The organism is Streptococcus sp. 2018162 (assembly GCF_019754175.1).
Lineage (GTDB): Bacteria > Bacillota > Bacilli > Lactobacillales > Streptococcaceae > Streptococcus > Streptococcus hashimotonensis.
Genome location: NZ_JAIJZP010000012.1, coordinates 62,416 through 70,428 on the forward strand (window position 1 = coordinate 62,416; position 8,013 = coordinate 70,428).

General features: G+C 38.6%; 12 protein-coding genes. All 12 read left to right on the plus strand.

From position 1 onward, the window contains the following. The first annotated feature begins 16 nt into the window (after positions 1-16). The 12 genes from rpsE to K5Q22_RS09170 all read left to right on the plus strand — a co-directional run bounded on the left by rpsE (position 17) and on the right by K5Q22_RS09170 (position 7,488). Positions 17-511, plus strand: a complete 495-nt coding sequence (rpsE, locus tag K5Q22_RS09115) for a 30S ribosomal protein S5 (protein ID WP_002936639.1) — start codon at positions 17-19, stop codon at positions 509-511. 14 nt (positions 512-525) lie between these two features. Next, the gene (gene rpmD, locus K5Q22_RS09120; RefSeq protein ID WP_002936638.1) at positions 526-708 is read left to right on the plus strand and encodes a 50S ribosomal protein L30; all 183 of its coding nucleotides are present in this window, start codon (positions 526-528) and stop codon (positions 706-708) included. Positions 709-843: 135 nt separating this feature from the next. Beyond that, positions 844-1,284 (plus strand): 50S ribosomal protein L15, encoded by a 441-nt coding sequence (rplO, locus tag K5Q22_RS09125; RefSeq protein WP_002936637.1) that lies wholly within the window; start codon positions 844-846, stop codon positions 1,282-1,284. Between the two features lie 13 nt (positions 1,285-1,297). After that, complete coding sequence (secY, locus tag K5Q22_RS09130; protein ID WP_014637293.1) at positions 1,298-2,608, plus strand: preprotein translocase subunit SecY; 1,311 nt, start codon at positions 1,298-1,300, stop codon at positions 2,606-2,608. Positions 2,609-2,701: 93 nt separating this feature from the next. Further along, positions 2,702-3,343 (plus strand): adenylate kinase, encoded by a 642-nt coding sequence (locus K5Q22_RS09135; RefSeq protein WP_002936630.1) that lies wholly within the window; start codon positions 2,702-2,704, stop codon positions 3,341-3,343. 121 nt (positions 3,344-3,464) lie between these two features. After that, positions 3,465-3,683: a translation initiation factor IF-1 gene (infA, locus tag K5Q22_RS09140; protein ID WP_002936627.1), complete on the plus strand. Its 219-nt coding sequence runs from the start codon at positions 3,465-3,467 to the stop codon at positions 3,681-3,683. 24 nt (positions 3,684-3,707) lie between these two features. Next, positions 3,708-3,824, plus strand: coding sequence for a 50S ribosomal protein L36 (rpmJ, locus tag K5Q22_RS09145; RefSeq protein WP_001808836.1), 117 nt, complete (start codon positions 3,708-3,710; stop codon positions 3,822-3,824). A gap of 19 nt (positions 3,825-3,843) precedes the next feature. After that, on the plus strand, positions 3,844-4,209 hold the full coding sequence (gene rpsM, locus K5Q22_RS09150; RefSeq protein WP_002936622.1) for a 30S ribosomal protein S13: 366 nt from the start codon (positions 3,844-3,846) through the stop codon (positions 4,207-4,209). 17 nt (positions 4,210-4,226) lie between these two features. Continuing rightward, entirely contained in the window at positions 4,227-4,610 is a 384-nt protein-coding gene (rpsK, locus tag K5Q22_RS09155; RefSeq protein ID WP_004195509.1) for a 30S ribosomal protein S11, read from the plus strand. Between the two features lie 44 nt (positions 4,611-4,654). Beyond that, positions 4,655-5,593: a DNA-directed RNA polymerase subunit alpha gene (locus K5Q22_RS09160; protein ID WP_004195512.1), complete on the plus strand. Its 939-nt coding sequence runs from the start codon at positions 4,655-4,657 to the stop codon at positions 5,591-5,593. 14 nt (positions 5,594-5,607) lie between these two features. Beyond that, positions 5,608-5,994, plus strand: coding sequence for a 50S ribosomal protein L17 (rplQ, locus tag K5Q22_RS09165; protein WP_000331493.1), 387 nt, complete (start codon positions 5,608-5,610; stop codon positions 5,992-5,994). A gap of 198 nt (positions 5,995-6,192) precedes the next feature. Further along, a complete protein-coding gene (locus K5Q22_RS09170; RefSeq protein ID WP_202848816.1) occupies positions 6,193-7,488 on the plus strand; it encodes a glutamate-cysteine ligase family protein in 1,296 nt (431 codons plus the stop codon). Positions 7,489-8,013 lie beyond the last annotated feature (525 nt).

Consider the following 8,013-nt stretch of genomic DNA (forward strand, 5'->3'; position numbering starts at 1 on the left):
GGGAGGACACTAAGAAATGGCATTCAAAGATAACGCAGTTGAAATTGAAGAACGCGTAGTAGCCATCAACCGTGTTACAAAAGTTGTTAAAGGTGGACGTCGTCTTCGTTTTGCAGCTCTTGTGGTTGTTGGTGACCGTAACGGTCGCGTAGGTTTCGGTACTGGTAAAGCTCAAGAAGTACCAGAAGCTATCCGTAAAGCAGTTGAATCTGCTAAGAAAAACATGATTGAAGTACCAATGGTTGGTACAACAATCCCTCACGAAGTTCGCTCAGAATTTGGCGGCGCTCGTGTATTGTTGAAACCTGCTTCAGAAGGTTCTGGGGTTGCTGCCGGTGGTGCAACTCGTGCCGTAATCGAATTGGCAGGTATCGCAGATGTGACTTCTAAGTCACTTGGTTCAAACACACCAATCAACATCGTTCGCGCAACAGTTGAAGGTTTGAAACAATTGAAACGTGCTGAAGAAGTGGCTGCACTTCGTGGCATCTCAGTTTCTGATTTAGCATAAGAAAGGAGATACTCATGGCTCAAATTAAAATCACTTTGACTAAGTCTCCAATCGGTCGCAAACCAGAACAACGTAAAACAGTTGTTGCACTTGGACTTGGTAAATTGAACTCTTCAGTTGTTAAAGAAGATAACCCAGCTATTCTTGGAATGGTTAACGCTATCTCTCATTTGGTAACTGTAGAAGAAGTTAAATAATCTAACAAATAGACTAAGTCGCATAGAGAAATCTTTGCGACTTCTAGTCCATTTTACATATTTACATACAGCGAGTTTGTGGAGGAAGACTCTTGTACTTCACAGGCGCTAGCATATAAAAGAGGAGAAATAATAATGAAACTTCATGAATTACAACCTGCTACAGGTTCTCGTAAAGTCCGCAACCGTGTAGGTCGTGGTACATCATCAGGTAACGGTAAAACATCTGGCCGTGGTCAAAAGGGTCAAAAAGCTCGTAGCGGTGGCGGTGTTCGCCCAGGTTTTGAAGGTGGACAAACTCCATTGTTCCGTCGTCTTCCAAAACGTGGATTTACAAATATCAACGCTAAAGAGTATGCAATCGTTAACCTTGATCAATTGAACGCTTTTGAAGATGGTGCAGAAGTAACACCAGTTGTGCTTATCGAAGCTGGAATCGTTAAAGCTGAAAAATCAGGAATTAAAATTCTTGGTAACGGTGAATTGACGAAGAAATTGACAGTTAAAGCTGCTAAATTCTCTAAATCAGCTGAAGAAGCAATCACTTCTAAAGGTGGCTCAGTAGAAGTCATCTAAGAGGTGACAGCCTATGTTTTTTAAACTTTTAAAAGATGCCTTAAAGGTAAAATTGGTACGTAGTAAAATTCTATTTACTATCTTTATCCTTTTTGTCTTCCGCGTAGGAACCCACATTACAGTACCAGGAGTAAACGCAAAGAGTCTTGAAGCCTTGTCAAATGTTCCATTTTTGAACATGTTGAGCTTGGTTTCGGGAAATGCTATGCGTAATTTCTCAGTTTTCGCACTAGGGGTTAGTCCTTATATTACAGCTTCCATCATTGTTCAACTTTTGCAAATGGATATTTTACCTAAATTTGTTGAATGGGGTAAGCAAGGTGAAGTTGGTCGTCGTAAACTGAATCAGGCAACACGCTACATTTCTTTGGTACTGGCATTTGTTCAATCTATTGGTATTACAGCGGGCTTTAATGCCTTGTCTGGTGCAAAATTGACCAATATGCCATTAAATTGGCAAACATATTTGTTGATTGGATCAATTTTGACAACAGGTTCGATTATTGTAACCTGGTTGGGGGAACAAATTTCTGAAAAGGGCTATGGTAATGGTACATCAATGATCATCTTTGCGGGTATCATTTCATCACTACCAGGAACTTTTCACGAGATTTACATTGATCGCTTTGTTAATATTGAATCAAGTCGTTTGGGGGAGTCAGCAATCTTTGTTGCTGCACTCGTCGTATTAATATTCTTTGTTGTGTATTTTACAACTTTTGTACAACAAGCAGAATATAAATTACCAATTCAATATACAAAACGTGCACAAGGAGCACCTTCTAGCTCATATTTACCGCTGAAATTGAATCCAGCAGGAGTTATTCCCGTAATCTTTGCAGGCTCAATCACTGCAGTTCCAACTTCTTTGATTCAATATTTCGCAAGTCAAAATAAGAGTGCCGGGTGGTTATTGACGGTTCAGGAATACTTTGATTATTCAACTGCTAAAGGTATGATTGTATATGCAGGTTTAATTATTGCCTTTACATTCTTCTACACCTTTGTTCAAGTAAATCCTGAGAAGACTGCAGAAAGCCTTCAGAAAAGTGCAGCCTATATCCATGGAGTTCGTCCTGGTAATGGCACTGAACAGTTTTTGTCAAAATTATTGACAAGATTGGCAGTAATCGGTGCACTCTTCTTGAGTTTTGTAGCTTTGTTGCCTATCCTTGCGCAAAATCTCTTTGGGCTTTCTTCAAGCATTGCGTTCCTTGGTACAAGTTTGATTATCGTAATCTCTACAAGTATCGAAGGCATCAAGCAATTAGAAGGCTACCTTCTTAAGAGAAAATATGTAGGTTTCTTAGAAATTACAGAATAGAATATAGGTTGACCTAGTCAACCTTCTATTTTGTTTTTAGATAAGTTTGTCAATAATGGCAAATTTATGTGAAAACAAAATAAGGAGTTTGTCATGAATCTTTTAATTATGGGTTTACCAGGTGCTGGTAAAGGGACACAAGCGGCCAAGATTGTTGAGAAATTCAATGTTGCTCATATTTCAACAGGAGATATGTTCCGTGCAGCAATGGCCAATCAGACTGAAATGGGTATTCTTGCCAAGTCGTACATCGATAAGGGGGACCTCGTTCCCGATGAAGTTACTAATGGCATTGTCAAAGAACGTTTGGTTCAGGATGACATCAAGGAAAAAGGCTTTTTGCTAGATGGCTATCCTCGTACGATTGAACAAGCCCATGCCTTGGATGAAAATTTGGCTGACTTAGGAATTGAGTTGCAAGGTGTTATCAATATTGAGATTGATCCTTCAAAATTGGTAGAGCGTCTCAGCGGTCGTATTATTCATAAAGAAACCGGAGAGACTTTCCACAAAGTATTCAATCCACCTGTTGGAGACTACAAAGAGGAAGACTTCTATCAACGTGAAGATGACAAGCCAGAATCTGTCAAACGTCGTTTAGAAGTCAATATCGCACAAGGACAGCCAATCATTGATCATTATCGTGCAAAAGGGCTGGTCCATGATATTGAAGGAGACCAAGACATTGACCTTGTTTTCCAAGCAATTGATACAGTACTATCAAAATTGCAATAAACTAATAGATTTGGCTTGCATTTTTTATACAAAGATGATAAAATAGCCTAGTCTGACTTATAATTGTTACCTCTGTGTTCAGAGGACATCAAATCGATATTTAGAGAGGGGTTACTTTTGCATGGCAAAAGAAGATGTGATTGAAATTGAAGGCAAAGTAGTCGATACAATGCCAAATGCTATGTTTACTGTTGAGTTGGAGAACGGACACCAAGTCCTTGCAACTGTTTCAGGTAAAATCCGTAAAAACTACATTCGTATTTTGGTCGGTGACCGCGTAACTGTTGAGCTTAGTCCATACGACTTGACACGTGGACGTATCACATACCGCTTTAAATAGTCGAAATACTTGGAGGGATTAAACATGAAAGTAAGACCATCGGTCAAACCAATTTGCGAATACTGCAAAGTTATTCGTCGTAATGGTCGTGTTATGGTGATTTGCCCAGCAAACCCTAAACACAAGCAACGTCAAGGTTAAGAAATAGAAAGGAGAAAACATGGCTCGTATTGCTGGAGTTGACATTCCAAATGACAAACGTGTAGTTATTTCATTAACTTATGTTTATGGTATCGGTCTTGCAACATCTAAAAAAATTCTTGCAGCTGCAGGTATTTCAGAAGATGTACGCGTGAAAGATTTGACATCAGATCAAGAAGATGCTATTCGTCGTGAAGTTGATGCAATCAAAGTTGAAGGTGACCTCCGTCGTGAAGTTAACTTGAACATCAAACGTTTGATGGAAATCGGTTCATACCGTGGTATCCGTCACCGTCGTGGACTTCCTGTCCGTGGACAAAACACTAAAAACAATGCCCGCACTCGTAAAGGTAAAGCTGTTGCGATTGCAGGTAAGAAAAAATAATATAGGAGGTAGAAAAATTGGCTAAACCAACACGTAAACGTCGTGTGAAAAAGAATATCGAATCTGGTATTGCTCATATTCACGCTACATTTAATAACACTATTGTTATGATTACTGATGTGCATGGTAACGCTATTGCTTGGTCATCAGCTGGTGCTCTTGGTTTCAAAGGTTCTCGTAAATCTACACCATTCGCAGCTCAAATGGCTTCAGAAGCAGCTGCTAAATCTGCACAAGAACACGGTCTTAAAACAGTTGAAGTTACCGTTAAAGGCCCAGGTTCAGGTCGTGAGTCTGCTATCCGCGCTCTTGCTGCCGCTGGTCTTGAAGTAACAGCAATTCGTGATGTGACTCCTGTACCACACAATGGTGCTCGTCCTCCAAAACGTCGCCGTGTATAATCATACATTCCATACACAGCTTTTCGTTTAAGAGGGAGTAAGAAATGATTGAGTTTGAAAAACCAACAATAACAAAAATTGATGAAAATAAAGATTACGGCAGATTTGTGATCGAACCATTAGAACGTGGTTACGGTACAACTCTTGGTAACTCTCTTCGTCGTGTACTTCTTGCCTCACTTCCAGGTGCTGCAGTAACATCAATTAAAATTGATGGTGTACTCCACGAATTCGACACAGTTCCAGGTGTTCGTGAAGATGTTATGCAAATTATTCTTAACATCAAAGGCATTGCTGTAAAATCTTATGTCGAAGACGAAAAGAAAATTGAACTTGATGTAGTAGGTCCAGCTGAAGTAACAGCAGGAGACATTCTTACAGATAGTGACATTGAAATTGTAAACCCTGACCATTATCTCTTTACCATTGCTGATGGTGCCACTTTTAAAGCTGTTTTGACTGTCAATTCAGGTCGTGGTTATGTACCAGCTGAGGGTAATAAGAAAGATGATGCACCAGTGGGAACACTTGCTGTAGATTCTATCTATACGCCAGTGAAGAAAGTCAATTATCAAGTTGAACCAGCTCGTGTTGGTAGCAACGATGGTTTTGACAAATTAACACTTGAAATCAACACAAATGGCACCATTATTCCAGAAGATGCTTTAGGTCTTTCTGCACGCATTTTGATGGAGCACTTAGGTCTCTTCACTGACTTGACTGAAGTTGCAAAATCTGCAGAAGTGATGAAAGAAGCTGAAGTGGCTTCAGATGATCGTATGCTTGATCGTACGATTGAAGAATTGGATCTATCTGTTCGCTCATATAACTGTCTGAAACGTGCAGGCATCAATACTGTATTCGACTTGACAGAGAAAACTGAGCCAGAAATGATGAAAGTGCGCAATCTTGGTCGCAAGAGTCTTGAAGAAGTTAAAGTTAAATTGGCTGATCTTGGTCTAGGATTGAAAAAAGATAAATAATATAGGAGGAAATCATGGCATACCGTAAACTAGGACGCACTAGCTCACAACGTAAAGCAATGTTGCGCGATTTGACAACTGACCTTTTGATCAACGAATCAATCGTTACAACTGAAGCTCGTGCTAAAGAAATCCGTAAAACAGTTGAAAAAATGATCACACTTGGTAAACGTGGTGATTTGCACGCACGTCGTCAAGCAGCAGCATTTGTTCGTAACGAAATTGCATCTGAAAACTATGATGAAGCAACTGATAAGTACACTTCTACTACAGCACTTCAAAAATTGTTCTCTGAAATTGCACCTCGTTATGCAGAACGTAATGGTGGATATACTCGTATCCTCAAAACTGAACCACGTCGTGGTGATGCTGCACCAATGGCAATTATTGAACTTGTATAAGATCATCAATTTTGTTGAGTGTTATGATGATGGAATCCTATTCTGATTCTTAGTCTAGCTCTGGTCTACCGCTGAGCTTGTCTCAGCGGTAACACTCATCATGTTGATTGGACGCTTGTTTACGAAATTACTCTAAGATAGAATAATTTCGTAAGCAGGCGTTTTTATTTTACTCAAAAATTTTGATATACTTATAAAATGAATAGAGAAGATAGAATATCCATAGGCAATTGTTTTGAAGAATACTATTTTGCTAACATTAAAGAAAAGCCAGAATTGTTTATAGGTGTAGAATTAGAATATCCGATAGTTAATATCTCAGGGAAAGCAACTTCTATTCAAGTCGCTACAGATATGATGCGACACATTTCTAATCAAAATGGATTTACAATCATCAAAAGAGATGATAGAGGAAATCCGATAGAACTCCAGCACGAGTCGGGAGACCTCATACTATTTGAAGTCACGTATAATACACTAGAATTTGCATTCGCAAAAGCAAAAAATATTGGTAGTGTAGAAGAGCGTCATAAAGAATATCTAGCGAATATTCAACATTATTTGCGCCAAAATGGACATGAATTGCAGGGGTTAGGGATAAATCCCAATTGGGAAAATAATGACAATAGACCGGTAGATACGGGCCGATATAGGATGTTGATGAACTATCTCAAGCTAGGAGAAGGCAAACCTAATATGCATCCCTATACTAGATATGCTGGCTTTATTTGCGGAAATCAAGTGCAGTTTGATGTGAGTCGAAAATCCTTTTTACGAGTCATTAATGCGTTTAACAAAATTGAGGCAGCGAAGGCGTTTTTGTTTGCAAATTCACCATTCGACCAGATAGATGATATGGCCCTTACTAGGGATTATTTTTGGGAATATTCAATGCATGGCCTCTTAAAGAATAACGTTGGTATCTACTCAGAGGAATTTCATACTGAGGCAGAATATCGTCAATACCAAGAAGAGTCCGCAATGTTTTATGTCATCAGGGATAACTGTTATTATTATTTTAAACCAATTACTGTCAAATCTTTTTTTGAGCAAGAAAAATTTGCAGCGTATTCAGAAACTGGCGAGATATGTTACTTTGTTCCGAAAGCAGATGATTTCAAAAACCATCGCTCATACCACTATCAGGAGCTTACCAAGCGAGGAACTATTGAATTTCGAAGTACATGTACACAACCATTTGAAACAACATTTGCTCCCATAGCCTTTCATTTAGGTCTGCTCGCCAATCTCGTGAAATTGGAAGAAATTCTAGAAAGTACAGAGTTTTTTATAGAATTTGGCAGAGATTATTCAAAGCTACGTAGACAATTTTCGAGAAAAAAACTGTCTGATTTAGAACAAAGAATGGTGAAAGATTTTTCTAAGACATTATTAGATTGTGCACATGAAGCTCTCCTTTTGAGAGGATACAGTGAAGAAAAATATTTAACTCCACTGTACACTTCATTAATTGATGACTCTGGGGCACTGTGACAGTCTACTAAAATATGAGTAGGTAGCCATAGATTTTTACAAAAAACATAGATACTGTTGCAAGAAATTGATATACTGCAGGCATACGAAGAAAATATACAATCTCCGATTAGTATACCGCTCAGTTTTTCATAAAAAAATCTAAAAAATCCCCAAAAACCGGTTGACAATGTGTATAAGTCGTGATAGAATAACTGAGTTGTCTCTTGAGGGGCTAGTCAATAGCGGAATGAAAAAAAGTTTCAAAAAAGTGTTGACAAGTTCAGTAGAAGATGATAGAATAATTGAGTTGTCTCTTGGAGGAATTGTTTAACAGCGAAACGAAAAAAAGTTTCAAAAAAGTGTTGACAAAGTTTCTAAGAAATGATAAACTAAGATAGTTGTCGCGAGAGCGCGATAACGAACAAGACCTTTGAAAATTAAAGAAGACGAACCAAACGTGCAGGGTGATTTATCTAAGGATAAATCGTCAATGACAAAACAAAACAATAAAACGGAAAGCTAGTGATAGCTTGAGTTTGAATC